The organism is Streptomyces montanus (genome assembly GCF_005786655.1).
GTDB lineage: Bacteria > Actinomycetota > Actinomycetes > Streptomycetales > Streptomycetaceae > Streptomyces > Streptomyces sporangiiformans.
Genome location: NZ_VBZC01000002.1, coordinates 95,997 through 111,587, shown reverse-complemented (window position 1 = coordinate 111,587; position 15,591 = coordinate 95,997). Strand labels below are relative to the sequence as shown.

Here is a 15,591-nt window from a genome sequence, read left to right as displayed (position 1 = left end):
TTTTGGAGGTGTGGGGTGACCGTCAACGACCCCCTGATGAGTCCGTTCGTCCTCAAGAACCTGACTCTGCGCAACAGGATCGTCAGCACATCCCACGAGCCGGCCTACAGCGAGGACGGCCTGCCCAAGGATCGCTATCGCGCCTACCACGTCGAGAAGGCACGTGGAGGCGTCGGGTTGACCATGATCGGCGGCAGCGCTCTGGTCAGCCGTGACAGCGCACCCGCGTTCGGAAATCTGCAGCTCTGGAAGGACGAAGCGGAGCCTTGGCTGCGTCGGCTCGCCGACGAGGTCCATGAGCAGGGCGCAGCCGTGATGACTCAGCTCACGCACCTCGGTCACCGCACCAGCAATTACACCGACAACTGGATCCCGGCGATCTCGGCCAGCCATGTCCGCGAGCCCGCACACCGCGCGTTCGCCAAGGCGGCCGAGCAATGGGACCTCGACCGGGTGCTGCAGGACTTCGTCGACGTCGCGCAGCGCTGCCGGTCCGCGGGTCTCGACGGCATCGAACTCATGGCCTGGGGGCACTTCCTGGACTCGTTCTGGACGCCCTTCTGGAACCACCGTGACGACGAGTACGGCGGCTCCTACGAAAACCGGATGCGATACCCGCTGCAGGTCATCCGCGCCGTCCGCGAAGCGGTCGGTCCGGAGTTCGTCATCGGCGCGCGCATGACCTTCGACGAAGAGCGCGAGGGCGGTCTCGAAACGCACGAGGCACTGCGCGTCGCCGAAGACATCACCGAAGCCGGCATCGACTTCATCAGTCTGATCAAAGGGTCGATCGGCACCGACGCCGACCTGGCCCGCACCATTCCACCGATGTCCACCCCGGCCTCTCCTCACCTGGAGTTCGCCGGGCGGATCAAGCAGAAGCTCTCCGTCCCGGTCATGCACGCCGCCCGGATCAGCGATGTCGCCACCGCTCGCTATGCCATCGCGGAGGGCCTGCTCGATCTGGTCGGCATGACCAGGGCGTTGATGGCCGACCCCGAACTGCCCAACAAGGTCCGTGACGGTCGCACGGACCAGATCCGTCCGTGCGTCGGCGCCAACATGTGCATCGACGGCATCTACAGCTCCGGCGCGGCGTTCTGCATGCACAACCCGTCCACCGGCCGCGAACTCGAGGTGCCCCAGCGCATCGAACCGGCAAGCACGACGCGGCGCGTGGCGGTGGTCGGGGCGGGACCTGCCGGTCTGGAAGCGTCCCGGGTGCTCGCGGAGCGCGGTCACGACGTGCATCTCTTCGAGGCCGGCGACAAGGTGGGCGGACAGCTGCTGCTGGCCTCGATGGCTCCTCGCCGTCGCGATCTTCGCGGCATCATCGACTGGAGAACCAACGAGCTCGCCCGCCTGGGCGTTCCGATCTCGTTGCACACCTACATCGACGGCCCGACGCTCCTCTCGCAGTCATGGGACGTCGTGATCGTCGCGACCGGCGGCACTCCCGCGGCACCCCGCGTTCCCGGGGCCGGCCTGGTCCATGACACCTGGGACGTACTCGCTGGGGCGCGACGGCTGCGGGGGCATGTGATGGTCTACGACGACCACGGCGGCCACCAGGCACTCGATGCGGTGGAGGCCCTCGTCCGAGGAGGCGCCACCGTCGAGATCGTCACGCCTGAGCGAACGCTCTCCCCCGACGTCGGCTCGCTCACGGCATCCGGTTACTTCAACTCGCTGGCGGAGAGCGGTGTCGCGGTCACTGTCCTTCGACGACTACATCGGGTCACCAAGACCCCGCAGGGCTTGGAGGCGGAACTCGGCGTGGACGGCTTCGAGTTCCGTGAGCAACGCACCTTCGATGCTGTCGTGGCTGAGATGGGCACCGATCCGGTCCAGGAGCTCTACGACGAGCTGCTTGATTCCTCGACCAATGTGGGAGCCGTTGACTTGGCGGAACTACTCGCTCGCAAGCCCCAGTCGGTGGTGCGTAATGAAGACGGTTCGTTCCAGCTGTTCCGCATAGGAGACGCCGTGGCAAGCAGGAACGTCCACGCCGCGATGCTGGATGCAGCCCGCCTCTGCCGAACGATCTGAAACTCGCAGGTGGGCGACGGGTTGGCCAAGGAACTGCCCTCCCGTCACTCGCCCTGCGGCCTCGCGTCGAGCACACCTTCGCCCGCATGAAGACCTGGAAGATCAGAGCTCGGCGGCCCGGTCGGACAAGTCACCACCCCGTGGGTCTCAGGCCAGGCGGCACTTTGCGCGCGTTCGGCAAGTGCCTGGACATCGACGGCAACGGCAACGGCAGAAGTGGAACATCCCCACGTAGAGGGCAAGGACAACGTCGACGAGCCGTCAGGCAGGCCCTTCTGGGACCGGCCCGCTCGTGCCCCGCACCACCAGTTTCGGGTCCAGCACCGCCTCACGCGGCTGCAACTCCGCGTCCTCCAGTCTTTCCACGGCGAACCGCACCGCGTACTCCGCCATGAGGACCGCGTCCTGGCGGACGGTGGTCAGGCCGATCGGCATCAGGTGGGAGAGGTGACTGTCGTCGTAGCCGACGACCGACAGGTCGCGCGGAACCTCGACGCCGGCCCGGGTCAGGGACATCAGCAGGCCCATCGCGCACCGGTCGTTGCCCGCGAGGACCGCCGTCGGCAGGGGTAGCCCGCTGTCTCTCTCCGCCAGGAGCAGGCGGCCGGTCTCGATGCCCGACTGCTCGGTGTGCTCGCCAGGAATCACCCGCAGCTCGGACTCCAGACCGTGGCGGCGCATCGCGGCCCGGTAGGCGCGCCTCCGCTCGGCCGAGCCGGGGCCCTTGCCGCCGTCGATGTGCACGATCCGGCGGTGCCCCAGTTCGACGAGATGGTCCATGGCCTGCCGTATGCCCTTGCCCTCCGCAGTGTGCACGCTGTCGACGCGGGCGTGGGGCACCCGGCGGCCGACGGAGACGGCGACCGTGCGCTGTCCGAGGGCGTCGAGGTCCGCGGCCGCCGCGTCCCCTCCGAGCAGGATCACCGCTTCGCAGCGGTGGCTGAGCAGCGCCTCGACGGTCTTGGCCTCACCGCGCCCCTGGGCGGTGGCGGAGAGCAGGACCTCGTAGCCGAGGCGTTCGGCCTCGGGGTAGATACCCTCGACGAGGTCGGCGTGGAAGGTCTGGTGGACGGTGAACATCACGCCGAGGGTGCGGCTGCGGCCGCGGGCGAGCAGCCGGGCCGCGTTGTCGGGGCGGTAGCCGATCTCGTCGGCGACGCGCAGGACCCGCTCGCGGGTCTCCTGGCTCGCCCCCGGCTGGTCACGGAAAATGATCGAGACGAGTGCCCTGGACACGCCTGCCTTGGCGGCGACGTCCACCATCGTGGGCCGCTGCCTGCCCGATGTATTCACCTGTGAACCACCCTTCGACGCGCCCAACCTTAGACGGGCAGTCCCGAAATCCCCCAGCAACAAGCTATTGACATGACATTTGGACAGGGGTCATCGTACTCGCACTAGAGCGCGCTAGTAGCGCGCGGCAGTCAATCCTCCCGTGACAACTCCCCGGAGTCTCCGGAGCGAAGGGATACATGCGTGATGCCGTTCGAAGTGCTGACCATGGGCCGTGTGGGAGTGGATGTGTATCCGCTCCAGACTGGCGTGGGGCTGGCGGAGGTCACCTCGTTCGGCAAGTACCTGGGCGGCAGCCCGACCAACGTCGCCGTGGCCGCCGCCCGGTACGGGCGCTCGGCGGCGGTGATCACGAAGACGGGCCGGGACCCGTTCGGTGACTTCGTCCGCACGGCCCTCGACGGCTACGGCGTCGACAGCCGTTTCGTCGGTACGTCGGACATCGCGCCGACCCCGGTGACCTTCTGCGAGATCTTCCCGCCGGACGACTTCCCGCTGTACTTCTACCGGCTGCCGAAGGCCCCTGACCTGGACATCCGTCCCGACGAGCTGGATCTGGGCGCGGTGCGCGACGCCGGGATCTTCTGGATCACCGGGACGGGGCTGAGCGAGGAGCCGAGCCGCTCGGCCACCCTCGCCGCCCTCGCCCACCGGGCCAAGGCGGGGACGACGGTCTTCGACCTGGACTGGCGGCCGATGTTCTGGACCGACCCGTCCGAGGCGCGTGCGTACTACGCCGAGGCCCTGCGCCACACCACCGTGGCCGTGGGCAACCTCGACGAGTGCGAGGTCGCCACCGGTGAGCGCGAGCCGTACGCCGCCGCGAAGGCGCTGCTCGCCGCCGGTGTCGAGCTGGCGGTGGTGAAGCAGGGGCCCAAGGGCGTGCTGGCCGTCGCTCGCGACGGCTCGTCCGCCGAGATCCCGCCGGTTCCGGTGGACGTGGTCAACGGTCTCGGCGCCGGTGACGCCTTCGGCGGGGCGCTCTGCCACGGTCTGCTGTCCGGCTGGGACACGCGCCGCACGGTCGCTTTCGCCAACGCCGCCGGCGCCATCGTCGCGGGCCGCCTGGCCTGCTCCGACGCCATGCCGACGGAGGCCGAGGTCGACACGAAGCTCCGCGAGGCATCCCTCGCCTTCACCGATCGAAAGGCATGACGACGTGCTGTCTGACAACGTGAGCCGGATCGTGGGTGCCCGGGTCAGTGACCCCGGCGCCATCGCGGCGGCGGCCGCGCGACGTGTGAAGGCCACCTCGCTGTTCGGCGAGCACGGCAAGGCGATGATCATCGCCGCCGACCATCCCGCGCGTGGTGCCAACGGCGTCGGCGGCGACCCCACCGCCATGGCCGACCGCTTCGAACTCCTCGACCGCCTCTGCCTCGCCCTGGAGCGGCCGGGGGTGACGGGTGTGCTCGGTACCGCCGACATCCTGGAGGACCTGCTGCTGCTCGGTGTCCTCGAAGGCAAGAGCGTCTTCGGCTCCATGAACCGCGCCGGACTCGCCGGCTCGATCTTCGAGATCGACGACCGCTTCACCGGCTACGACGCCGAGACACTCGCCGCGATGGGCTTCGACGGCGGCAAGATGCTCACCCGCATCGCCCTCGACGACCCTGCCACCCCCTCCGCCCTGGAGAACACCGTCCGCGCGGTCGACGCGCTCAACGACCGCCGGCTCATCGCGATGGTCGAGCCGTTCCTCTCCTCCTGGCAGGACGGGAAGATCCGCAACGACCTCTCCCCCGACGCCGTCATCAAGTCGATCACCATCGCCTCGGGGCTGGGCCGCCGCACCGCCTATATGTGGTTGAAGCTGCCGGTCGTCGACGACATGGAACGCGTCCTCGCCTCCTCCACGCTCCCGGCGCTGCTGCTGGGCGGCGAGGTCACCGACCCCGACGCGGCCTTCGCCTCCTGGGGCAAAGCCCTCAAACAACCCACCGCACAGGGCCTGGTCGTAGGCCGCTCCCTGCTCTACCCCTCCAACGGCGACGTCGCCGGCGCAGTCGACCGGGCGGTGAGCCTGCTGTGAGCGACACGAACAAGTACCACCTGCCCAAAGGGACTTCGGCCGACGGCCCGTACGACCTCGTCGTCACCCCGGAGTCGGCAGGCTGGGGCTACTCCGGCCTCAGGATCCTGACCCTGGCTCCGGGTGAGGCACACACCCTGTCCACCAGGGAATCCGAGTACTTGGTGCTGCCACTGACCGGTGGCTGCACCGTCACCGTCGACGGGCAGAGCTTCGAACTCGACGGCCGGACAGGCGTGTTCGCCTCGGCCACCGACTTCGCGTACCTGCCGCGCGAATCGGAGGCCGTCATCTGCAGCGCGCACGGGGGACGATTCGCGCTGCCCTCCGCCCGTACCGAGCGGAGCTCACTCTCCGCTCGGTACGGGCACAAGGAGGACGTGCCCGTCGAGCTGCGCGGCGCAGGCGCCTGTTCCCGTCAGGTCAACAACTACTGCCTGCCCGGCACGTTCGACGCCGAGCAGCTGCTGGTGTGTGAGGTGCTCACCCCGGGTGGCAACTGGTCCTCCTACCCGCCCCACAAGCACGACGAGGCACGTACGGACGACGCGGGCAACCCGGTCGAGAGCGAGCTGGAAGAGATCTACTACTTCCAGGTCGCGGGTGAGGGCGGCTTCGGCTATCAGCGGGTGTACGGCACGCAGGAGCGGCCGATCGATGTGCTCGCCGAGGTCCGTTCCGGCGACACGGTGCTGATCCCGCACGGCTGGCACGGACCGTCGATCGCCGCACCCGGCTACGACCTCTACTACCTCAACGTCATGGCAGGCCCCGGCCAGGACCGTGCCTGGCTGATCTGCGACGACCCCGCCCACGGGTGGGTGCGCGGGACCTGGGAGTCCCAGGACGTCGACGACCGGCTTCCCTTCGAAGGGCTCAACGAACAATGAAGACCGTCCGACTCACTACCGCCCAGGCGCTCGTGCGTTTCCTGGCCAGCCAGTACAGCGAGCGGGACGGCCAGGAGCAGCGGCTGATTCCCGGGGTGTGGGGGATTTTCGGGCACGGCAACGTGGCCGGGATCGGGCAGGCGCTGCTGCAGGCCGCGGTCACCCAAGAGGCCGATCTGCCCTACTACCTGGCCCGTAACGAGCAGGGCATGGTGCACGCGTCGGTGGCGTTCGCGAAGATGCGCGACCGGCTGGCGGCCTTCGCCTGCACGGCCTCCACCGGCCCCGGCTCCACCAACATGATCACGGGTGCGGCGCTGGCCACGACGAACCGCATCCCCGTCCTGCTGCTGCCCAGCGACATGTTCGCCACCCGCGCCGCCGACCCCGTCCTGCAGCAGCTGGAGGACACCCGCGGCGGGGACGTCACCGTCAACGACGCCTTCCGCGCGGTATCGAAGTACTTCGACCGCATCTCCCGGCCCGAGCAGCTGATCCCGGCCGCGCTGGCCGCGATGCGGGTGCTGACCGATCCGGTGGAGACCGGCGCCGTCACCCTCGCCCTGCCGCAGGACGTGCAGGCCGAAGCCTACGACTGGCCCCTCTCCTTCTTCCGGCGCCGGGTGTGGCATGTGGGACGGCCGGTGCCGGAACCGGCCGCCGTCGAGCGGGCCGCACGCCTGCTGCGCGGGGCACGCAAACCACTGATCGTGGCGGGCGGAGGTGCCGTCTACTCCGGTGCCGAGACCCAGCTGCGGGCCTTCGCCGAGGCCACCGGCATCCCCGTCGCCGACACCCACGCCGGCAAAGGCGCAGTCCCCTGGGATCACCCCTGCGCCGTCGGCGGCATCGGCTCCACCGGCTCCCACGCGGCGAACGAGCTGGCCAAGGATGCCGATGTCGTTCTCGGTATCGGCACGCGGTACTCCGACTTCACCACCGCCAGCCACACCGTCTTCTCCAACCCCGACGTCACGTTCGTCAACCTCAACGTCGCCCGCCTCGACGCGGTCAAGCACTCGGCGGAGCCGCTGGTGACCGACGCACGGCTCGGCATCGAGACGCTGGCCGGGGCGCTGGTGGACTGGGAAGTCTCAGCGGAGTACCGCGCGAGGACCCGTCAACTCATCGCCCGCACCCGGGAGATCGAGGAGGAGTGCTTCGCGCCCGAGCGCAACACCGGCCGTCTGCCCGCCCAGACGCAGATTCTCGGCTCCCTCAACGACGTCCTCGGCGACCGCGATGTGGTCATCAATGCGGCCGGTTCCATGCCCGGCGACCTGCAGCAGCTGTGGCGGGCGCGGGACCCGAAGGCCTACCACGTCGAATACGCCTACTCCTGCATGGGCTACGAGGTCGCCGCCGGCCTCGGCACGAAGATGGCCGACCCCTCCCGCGAGGTCGTCGTCCTCGTCGGCGACGGTTCCTATCTGATGATGGCCCAGGAGATCGTCACCATGGTCTCCGAAGGCCTGAAGGTCATCATCGTCCTCGTCCAGAACCACGGCTTCGCCTCCATCGGGTCACTGTCGGAGGCACTCGGCTCACAGCGGTTCGGCACCAAATACCGCTTCCGCGACGACAGTTCCGGCCTCCTCGACGGCGACGTCCTGCCGGTCGACCTCGCCGCGAACGCCTCCTCCCTCGGCGCCGATGTCCTGCACGCCACCACCGTCGACACCTTCCGTACGGCGATGGAGAAGGCGAAGGCGGCCTCCCGCACCACGGTCGTGCATGTGGAGACCGACCTGTACGGGCCGAACCCGCCCGGCCACGGCTGGTGGGACGTCCCCGTCAGCGAAACCTCCGCACTCGACACCACCCGCACCGCCTACGAGACCTACGCCGCCCACAAGCAGGCCCAGCGGCACTACCTGTAAGTCCCGTCCCCGCAAAGGAAACCCGCACCGTGAAGACCATCCAGCACTGGATCAACGGCTCCCCCGCCGCCGGCACGGGCCCGCAGACCGCACCCGTGTTCAACCCCGCCACCGGCCAGGAGCAGGCGCAGGTCGCCCTGGGCTCGGCCGCCGACGTGGACGCGGCCGTCACCGCCGCCGCCCGCGCCTTCGAAACCTGGTCCGAGTCCTCCCTCACCCAGCGCACCCAGGTCATGTTCGCCTTCCGCCAGCTCCTCGTCGAACACGAGGAAGAACTCGGCCGGATCATCTCCGCCGAACACGGCAAGACCGTCGACGACGCCCGCGGCGAAATCACCCGCGGCCGCGAAGTCGTCGAATTCGCCTGCGGACTCGGCGACGTCCTCAAGGGCAATTTCTCCGACCAGGTCTCCCGCGGCATCGACGTCCACAACTTCCGCCAGCCCCTCGGCGTCGTCGCCGGCATCACCCCGTTCAACTTCCCCGCCATGGTGCCGCTGTGGATGCACCCCATCGCCATCGCCACCGGCAACACCTTCATCCTCAAACCCAGCGAACGCGACCCGTCGGCTGCGAATTTCGTCGCTGAGCTGTACAAGAAGGCCGGGCTGCCCGACGGCGTCTTCAACGTCATCCACGGCGGCAAGCCGGCCGTCGACGCCATCCTCACCCACCCCGGCATCGAAGCCGTCTCCTTCGTCGGCTCCACTCCGATCGCCAAGTACGTGCACGAGACGGCCACCGCGCACGGTAAGCGCGTCCAAGCCCTCGGCGGCGCCAAGAACCACGCCGTCGTCCTGCCCGACGCCGACCTCGAATTCGCCGCCAACCACATCACCGCCGGCGCCTACGGCTCCGCCGGCGAACGCTGCATGGCCGTCTCCGTCGCCGTCGCCGTCGGCGACGCCGCCGACGCGCTCGTCGAAGTCCTGGAACGCAAAGCCCACGAAATCACCGTCGGCCCCGGCAACACCCCCGGCACCGACATGGGCCCCCTGGTCACCAAAACCGCCCAGGAACGCATCGAAAACGCCGTCACCACCGCCGGCACCCAAGGCGCCACCATCGTCGTCGACGGCCGCGGACTGAAAGTCGACGGCCACGAAGAGGGCTTCTTCACCGGCCCCTCCCTCCTCGACCACGTCACCACCGACATGGACGCCTACAAGGAAGAACTCTTCGGACCCGTCCTCGCCATCATCCGCACCGACACCCTCGACCAGGCCATCGACCTCATCAACGCCAACCCCTACGGCAACGGCACCGCCCTGTTCACCGCCTCCGGCGAAGCCGCCCGGCGCTTCCAGCGCAAGATCAAAGTCGGCATGATCGGCATCAACGTCCCCGTGCCCGTGCCGATGTCGTACTACTCCTTCGGCGGCTGGAAGGACTCCCTCATCGGCGACTCCCCCATCCACGGCCCCGAAGGCATCCGCTTCTACACCCGCCCCAAAGTCGTCACCACCCGCTGGCCCCAGCCCAAGCAACAAGTCAACGCCGGCTTCAACTTCCCCACCTCCAACTGACCCTGCGTCGCCGCAGAACCCTCATCCGGCGCAACTTCCCCGATCCCCTTCTCGAAGGACGTACACCATGGCAACGACGCCATCCCCCCTCCGCACCGTCGTGGGCAACCTGTGTCTGGGCTCCGCCCCCGACTCATGGGGCGTCTGGTTCCCCGAGGACGAGCACCAGGTCCCGTACACCCGCTTCCTCGACGAACTGGCGGCGGCCGGCTACAAGTGGCTCGAACTCGGCCCGTACGGCTACCTCCCCACCGACCCACAGCGCCTCAAGGAAGAGCTGGAGTCTCGTGGGCTCCAGGTCTCCGGCGGCACCGCGTTCGGTGCGCTGCACCGTCCGGACGCGTGGGACGAGATGCTCGACCACGTCCGTCAGGTGGCCGCGCTGACCGCCGCCGCGGGCGCCCACCACCTGGTCTTCATCCCGCCCATGTACCGGGACGAGAAGACCGGCGCGTTCACCGAGTCGCCCGAGCTGACCGCGGAGCAGTGGGCGGGCTTCGGCCGCGCCGCCGACCGGCTCGGCAAGCTGCTCCTCGACGAGTACGACGTACGTCTCGTCGTCCACCCGCACGCCGACAGTCACATCCAGACCCAGCCGGAGATCGAGCGGCTGCTGAACGAGTCCGACAGCCGTTACACCAACCTCTGCCTGGACACGGGACACGTGGCCTACGGCGGCGGCGACAACCTCGACCTGATCCGCCGCTTCGGCGAGCGCGTCGGCTACGTCCACATCAAGCAGATGGACCCCGAGATCCTCGCGCAGGTCGCCGCGGAGGACCTCTCTTTCGGCGAGGCCGTCAAGCGCGGAGTGTGCGTGTCGCCTCCGGCGGGTGTGCCCAAGCCGACCGACTTGGTGGCCGAACTGGCCGAGCTGGACGCCGAGTTGTTCGTGATCGTCGAGCAGGACCTGTACCCGTGCGCTCCCGAGGTACCGCTGCCCATCGCGGTCAGCACCCGTGAGCACCTGGCCGGTTGCGGCCTCACCGGAACCCGACGCCCCAACGCCGACAAGTAGGAGGTGGCCATGGACGTCAGCAAGGACACGACCCAGGCCCCCGCCCCCGCCCCCGCCGTCCCGGACGACGCCCCGCCCACGGTCACCCGGCGGCTGCGGATCATCACCGTCATCGCCACCTTCGGCGGTCTCCTCTTCGGCTACGACACCGGCGTCATCAACGGCGCGCTGCCTTACATGACCGACGACCTGGGCCTGACTCCGGTCACCGAGGGCATGGTCACCAGCTCGCTGCTGCTGGGCGCCGCGCTGGGCGCGATCACCGGCGGCCGGCTGTCGGACGCGCGCGGACGGCGGCGCACGATCCTCACGCTGGCCGTGCTGTTCTTCATCGGAGCCCTCGGCTGCACCCTCGCCCCGACCACCGCGGTCATGGTCGTGGCCCGGTTCGTGCTCGGCCTCGCGGTCGGCGGCGCGTCGGTGACCGTGCCGGTGTACCTCGCGGAGGTCTCGCCCGCCGAGCGGCGTGGCGCGCTGGTCACCCGCAACGAGCTCATGATCGTCAGCGGTCAGCTGCTGGCCTTCACCTCCAACGCGATCATCGCGCGGGTGGGCGGCGAGTCCGGCGGGGTCTGGCGCTGGATGCTGGTGATCGCCACCGTCCCGGCCGTCGTGCTCTGGTTCGGCATGCTGGTCATGCCGGAGAGTCCGCGCTGGCTGGCCTCCAGGAGCCGTTTCACCGAGGCTCTCGACGTGCTCAGGCAGGTGCGGTCCCAGCAGCGGGCCGAGGCCGAGCTCGCCGAGGTGACCGCGCTCGCCGTCAAGGACGAGCAGGAGAAGCTCGGCGGCTGGCAGGACATCAAGGCCGTGCCGTGGGTGCGCAAGCTGATGTTCGTCGGCTTCGGCATCGCGATCGTGCAGCAGATCACCGGCGTCAACACGATCATGTACTACGGCACCCAGATCCTCACCGACGCCGGCTTCGCGGCCGACAGCGCGCTCACGGCGAACATCGCCAACGGCGTGATCTCGGTGCTGGCCACCTTCGTCGGTATCTGGCTGCTGGGCCGCGTACCCCGTCGCCCGATGCTGATGACGGGTCAGATCGGTACCACCGCGGCTCTCTTGCTGATCGGCGTCTTCTCCCTGGTGCTGCCCGCCGGGGACGGCCGGGCGTACGCCGTGCTGGCGATGACCGTCACGTTCCTCGCCTTCCAGCAGGGTGCGATCTCGCCCGTGACCTGGCTGATGCTGTCGGAGATCTTCCCGATGCGGATGCGTGGCTTCGGGATGGGGATGGCGGCCGTGGTGCTGTGGCTGACCAACTTCGTGATCGGGCTCGTCTTCCCGTCCCTCGTCTCCGGGATCGGGATCTCCAACACGTTCTTCCTCTTCGTGGTGGCGGGCCTGTTCTCGCTCACCTTCGTCAAGCTCTACGTCCCCGAGACCAAGGGCCGCACCCTCGAAAGCCTCGAAGCGGAGCTGAAGGCCCGCTTCTCCTGACCTCTCCGGACGGGCGGGAGCAGCCTGAACACTCCCGCCCTCCCCCGCCTTTGAAGGAATCGACCATGACTGTACGTGTAGGTGTCATCGGCGCCGGAATGATCGGCCAGGACCACATCCGTCGGCTGACCGACGTCGTTACGGGAGCGCGGGTCACCGCGGTGACGGACCTCGACGCCGCCCGAACCGCCGAGGTCGCCGCCGGTGTCGGCGCCACCGCGTACCCCACGGGCGCCGACCTGATCGCCTCCCCCGACGTGGACGCCGTCCTCGTCACCTCCTGGGGCCCCACCCACGCCGAGCACGTCCTCGGCGCCATCGCCGCGGGCAAGCCGGTCTTCTGCGAGAAGCCCCTCGCCACCACCGCCGAGGACTGCCTGCGCATCGTCGAGGCCGAACGCGCCCACGGCCGCCGTCTGGTCCAGGTCGGCTTCATGCGCCGCTTCGACGCCGGCTACCGCCAGATGAAGCAGGTCCTCGCCTCCGGTTCCATCGGCACCCCGCTCATCGTGCACTGCGCCCACCGCAACCCCACGGTGGGCGACGCGTACCACTCCGCGATGGCCGCCCAGGACACCGCCGTGCACGAGATCGACGTACTGCGCTGGCTCCTCGACGACGAGATCGTCTCCGCCCAGGTGATCACCCCGCGTGCCACGAGCAAGCGGTTCGCGCACCTGAAGGACCCGCAGATCATGTACTTCGAGACCGCGAACGGGGTCCGCATCGACCTGGAAGTCTTCGTCAACTGCCAGTACGGATACGACATCCAGTGCGAGACGGTCGGCGAGGACGGCCTGGTCCGGCTGCCCGACCCGGCGGCCGCCTACGTCCGCACCGCCGGGCAGCACAGCTCGGCCGTCCTCCAGGACTGGAAGGCCCGGTTCGCGGACGCCTTCGACACCGAGTTCCGCGAGTGGATCGCCTCGGTCGCGGCCGGCGCCGAGCCCACCGGCCCGTCCGCCTGGGACGGCTACGCCGCCACCGTCATCAGCGACGCCGCCGTCCGCTCCCTGGAGTCCGACGGCACCGTCGTCACCGCCGACATGAAGCCTCGCCCCACGTTCTACGGAGGCACCGCATGAAAATCGCCCTTGACCCCTACATGTTCCGTGGCCTGCCCATCGACGACATGGTGCGCACGGTCGCCGAACTCGGCTACGAGCACATCGAGTTGTCCCCGCGCGCCGACTTCATGCCGTTCTTCCTGCACCCGCGGGCGGACGACGAGCGCATCGCGCAGCTCAAGAACTCCCTGCGCTCGCACGGTGTGCGGCTGTCCTCGGTGCTGCCGCTGTACAAGTGGTCCTCACCGGACGAGACGGAGCGGCAGGCCGCCGTCCGCTACTGGAAGCGGATGATCGAGATCACCGCAGACCTCGAATGCCCTCTGATGAACTCGGAGTTCAACGGCCGCCCCGAACGCGCCCCGGAGAGCGAGGCCGCCTTCTGGCGCTCCATGGAGGAGCTGCTGCCTCTCTTCGAGCGGGAGGGCATCGCCCTGAACCTGGAGGCCCACCCGGACGACTTCTGCGAGGAGAACACCCCCGCGGTCGACCTCGTCCGCTCCATCAACAAGCCCTGGGTCAACTACCTCTATTGCGCCCCGCACACCTTCCACCTCTCGGGTGCCTCGGAGGTCGGAGCGGACATCGCGGCGATGATGCGCTACGCCGGCGACAAGCTGAAGCACGTGCACATCGCCGACTCCTTCAACCACAAGGGATCCTCCGGCCTGCGCTACATCCTCAACCCGCCCGGCACCCCCGCCCGTATCCATCAGCACCTGGACATCGGCCAGGGCGAGGTCGACTGGGACGTCTTCTTCGGCACCCTGCGGGAAATCAACTTCGACGGAGTCGCCACCGCCTGCGTCTTCGCCTGGGAGGAACGCGCCCGCGAATCCTCCGCATTCATGCTCGACCGCATCACCAAGGAACTCGCAGCCTGAGACGCCCCGACGCACGCAGCGAACCTGCGTGAACAATTCCATCAACCTCCGACTCACCAGTTCTGGACCATCGCACTAGAGCGCTCCATAAACTTCGCCATCCATAGCGCAAAAAGCCCTGCCGAGTGCCGATCACCACCCGGCAGGGCCCTTTGGCCTGCATAAACACGCCTATCAGGCTACTGCAAGCCACGCTGAGATATGCCCGAGTGAGGCCACCTCGGAACATCAAAATCCCCGTTACCTATTCGTTGGAATTCGCTTCGCGAAACCGTATTGACACCTTCAGCCAAACAGGCGCTAATTTTCGCCAAAGAGGTCCCCGACCGGTCCGCTACGAGACCAGGACCTCAATCCCGTTCCGCGCCGTTCGAAGACCCCTCAGTCAGTCCCGCACTCTCTGCGGGCCCGCGGCGCCCTCACACATTCCTCAAAGGAGAGGTAGGAACATGCCGCACTCCGCTGATTCGCCCCGAAGAGCCCGCCGGGTCTCCGGCTGGCGCGCGCTCGCCGTCGTCCCCGCACTGGCTCTGCTCGCGGTGGGCTGCTCCCAGGGCTCGGACGACACCGCATCGGCTTCGGGCAAGGGAACGTCGCTGAAGTCGGGCCTCGGCAGCAAGGCCAAGGACCGCAAGGTCACCTTCCTGCTCCCCCAGGACCCCGGAGACCCGTTCTGGACCACCATCGCGCAAGGCGCCAAGGACGCCGCGCAGTTGCTCAACCTCAAGCTGAACATGCAGACCAGCTCGGGCGATCAGTCCAAGTACAACGACCTGATCGGCAGCGCGGTCGCCGACAAGCCCGCGGCATTGGCCGTGGTACTCGACGACCCCAACAAGTACACCGAGAACGTCTGTGCGGCCCAGAAGGCCGGCATCCCCGTGATGAGCTACAACATCACCCAGGAGGGCAAGGTCGGCTCCTGCACGCTCGGCTTCGTCGGACAGGACTTCGAAGAGGTCGGCTATCTGCTCGGCAAGCGCCTCCTCGCCGAACACCCCGACATCGGCAAGGGTGACACCGTCCTCACTCCCGTCGAGTTCCCCGACCAGGTCTACGCCGTCCAGCGCCACGCCGGCGTCAAGCGTGCGCTCGACGAGGTGGGCGCCAAGACGGACATCCTCGGCACCGGCATCGAGGACTCCGCCGCCCTGGACAAGATCACGCAGTACCTGCTCGGTCACAAGAAGACCGCCGCCATCGTCCCGCTGGGCGGTACCCCGCACCGCAACGTCGTCAAGGCCATGGACGACTCCGGTGTGAAGGTGCCCGTCGTCGGCTTCGACCTGGCGCCGCAGATCGTCTCCGGCATCGAGTCCGGTGCCATCGACGCGGCGGCCGACCAGCAGGGCTACATCCAGGGCTTCCAGACGGTCATGGAACTCGGTCTGAAGCTCGACTTCGGTCTCAGCCCGGCCAGCATCAACTCCGGTGGCAGCGGCCTGGTTGACAAGTCCAACGTCGGCATCGCCAAGGAGCTCGCCGGCAAGGTCCGCTGACCCACGCCGT

At 68.5% G+C, this 15,591-nt stretch carries 12 protein-coding genes; 11 read left to right on the top strand and 1 reads right to left on the bottom strand.

Annotated elements, in window-relative coordinates:
• Positions 1-15: 15 nt before the first annotated feature.
• Positions 16-2,049: an oxidoreductase gene (locus tag FE633_RS01885; protein ID WP_138043227.1), complete on the top strand. Its 2,034-nt coding sequence runs from the start codon at positions 16-18 to the stop codon at positions 2,047-2,049.
• A 261-nt stretch (positions 2,050-2,310) separates the two neighbouring features.
• Here FE633_RS01885 and FE633_RS01880 read toward each other — a convergent pair whose 3' ends face one another.
• A complete protein-coding gene (locus tag FE633_RS01880; RefSeq protein ID WP_138043437.1) occupies positions 2,311-3,312 on the bottom strand; it encodes a LacI family DNA-binding transcriptional regulator in 1,002 nt (333 codons plus the stop codon).
• Positions 3,313-3,528: 216 nt separating this feature from the next.
• Between FE633_RS01880 and iolC the strand changes: the two genes are divergently transcribed.
• The 10 genes from iolC to FE633_RS01830 all read left to right on the top strand — a co-directional run bounded on the left by iolC (position 3,529) and on the right by FE633_RS01830 (position 15,581).
• On the top strand, positions 3,529-4,497 hold the full coding sequence (gene iolC, locus FE633_RS01875; RefSeq protein WP_138043436.1) for a 5-dehydro-2-deoxygluconokinase: 969 nt from the start codon (positions 3,529-3,531) through the stop codon (positions 4,495-4,497).
• Positions 4,498-4,501: 4 nt separating this feature from the next.
• Entirely contained in the window at positions 4,502-5,374 is an 873-nt protein-coding gene (locus tag FE633_RS01870; RefSeq protein ID WP_138043226.1) for a Cgl0159 family (beta/alpha)8-fold protein, read from the top strand.
• A complete protein-coding gene (gene iolB, locus FE633_RS01865) occupies positions 5,371-6,264 on the top strand; it encodes a 5-deoxy-glucuronate isomerase (protein WP_138043225.1) in 894 nt (297 codons plus the stop codon). The genes FE633_RS01870 and iolB overlap by 4 nt, the downstream gene beginning before the upstream one ends.
• A complete protein-coding gene (gene iolD / locus FE633_RS01860; protein WP_138043224.1) occupies positions 6,261-8,144 on the top strand; it encodes a 3D-(3,5/4)-trihydroxycyclohexane-1,2-dione acylhydrolase (decyclizing) in 1,884 nt (627 codons plus the stop codon). The genes iolB and iolD overlap by 4 nt, the downstream gene beginning before the upstream one ends.
• 29 nt (positions 8,145-8,173) lie before the next feature.
• Positions 8,174-9,670: a CoA-acylating methylmalonate-semialdehyde dehydrogenase gene (locus tag FE633_RS01855; RefSeq protein ID WP_138043223.1), complete on the top strand. Its 1,497-nt coding sequence runs from the start codon at positions 8,174-8,176 to the stop codon at positions 9,668-9,670.
• Between the two features lie 67 nt (positions 9,671-9,737).
• Positions 9,738-10,688 (top strand): TIM barrel protein, encoded by a 951-nt coding sequence (locus FE633_RS01850; protein ID WP_138043222.1) that lies wholly within the window; start codon positions 9,738-9,740, stop codon positions 10,686-10,688.
• Between the two features lie 9 nt (positions 10,689-10,697).
• Positions 10,698-12,131, top strand: a complete 1,434-nt coding sequence (locus FE633_RS01845; protein ID WP_138043221.1) for a sugar porter family MFS transporter — start codon at positions 10,698-10,700, stop codon at positions 12,129-12,131.
• 65 nt (positions 12,132-12,196) lie between these two features.
• Positions 12,197-13,216 carry a Gfo/Idh/MocA family oxidoreductase gene (locus tag FE633_RS01840; RefSeq protein ID WP_138043220.1) on the top strand — a complete coding sequence of 340 codons (1,020 nt, stop codon included), beginning with the start codon at positions 12,197-12,199 and terminating at the stop codon, positions 13,214-13,216.
• The gene (locus FE633_RS01835) at positions 13,213-14,082 is read left to right on the top strand and encodes a sugar phosphate isomerase/epimerase family protein (RefSeq protein ID WP_138043219.1); all 870 of its coding nucleotides are present in this window, start codon (positions 13,213-13,215) and stop codon (positions 14,080-14,082) included. Before FE633_RS01840 ends, FE633_RS01835 begins: the two co-directional genes overlap by 4 nt.
• Positions 14,083-14,531: 449 nt before the next feature.
• The gene (locus FE633_RS01830) at positions 14,532-15,581 is read left to right on the top strand and encodes a sugar ABC transporter substrate-binding protein (RefSeq protein ID WP_138043218.1); all 1,050 of its coding nucleotides are present in this window, start codon (positions 14,532-14,534) and stop codon (positions 15,579-15,581) included.
• Positions 15,582-15,591: the final 10 nt, after the last annotated feature.

Excerpts from the sequence above, each read along its gene's own strand:
- iolD (WP_138043224.1), top strand. The coding sequence starts at position 6,261 with ATGAAGACCGTCCGACTCACTACCGCCCAGGCGCTCGTGCGTTTCCTG.
- FE633_RS01880 (WP_138043437.1), bottom strand. The coding sequence starts at position 3,312 with ATGGTGGACGTCGCCGCCAAGGCAGGCGTGTCCAGGGCACTCGTCTCG.
- FE633_RS01840 (WP_138043220.1), top strand. The coding sequence starts at position 12,197 with ATGACTGTACGTGTAGGTGTCATCGGCGCCGGAATGATCGGCCAGGAC.
- FE633_RS01835 (WP_138043219.1), top strand. The coding sequence starts at position 13,213 with ATGAAAATCGCCCTTGACCCCTACATGTTCCGTGGCCTGCCCATCGAC.
- FE633_RS01850 (WP_138043222.1), top strand. The coding sequence starts at position 9,738 with ATGGCAACGACGCCATCCCCCCTCCGCACCGTCGTGGGCAACCTGTGT.
- FE633_RS01845 (WP_138043221.1), top strand. The coding sequence starts at position 10,698 with ATGGACGTCAGCAAGGACACGACCCAGGCCCCCGCCCCCGCCCCCGCC.
- iolC (WP_138043436.1), top strand. The coding sequence starts at position 3,529 with ATGCCGTTCGAAGTGCTGACCATGGGCCGTGTGGGAGTGGATGTGTAT.
- FE633_RS01830 (WP_138043218.1), top strand. The coding sequence starts at position 14,532 with ATGCCGCACTCCGCTGATTCGCCCCGAAGAGCCCGCCGGGTCTCCGGC.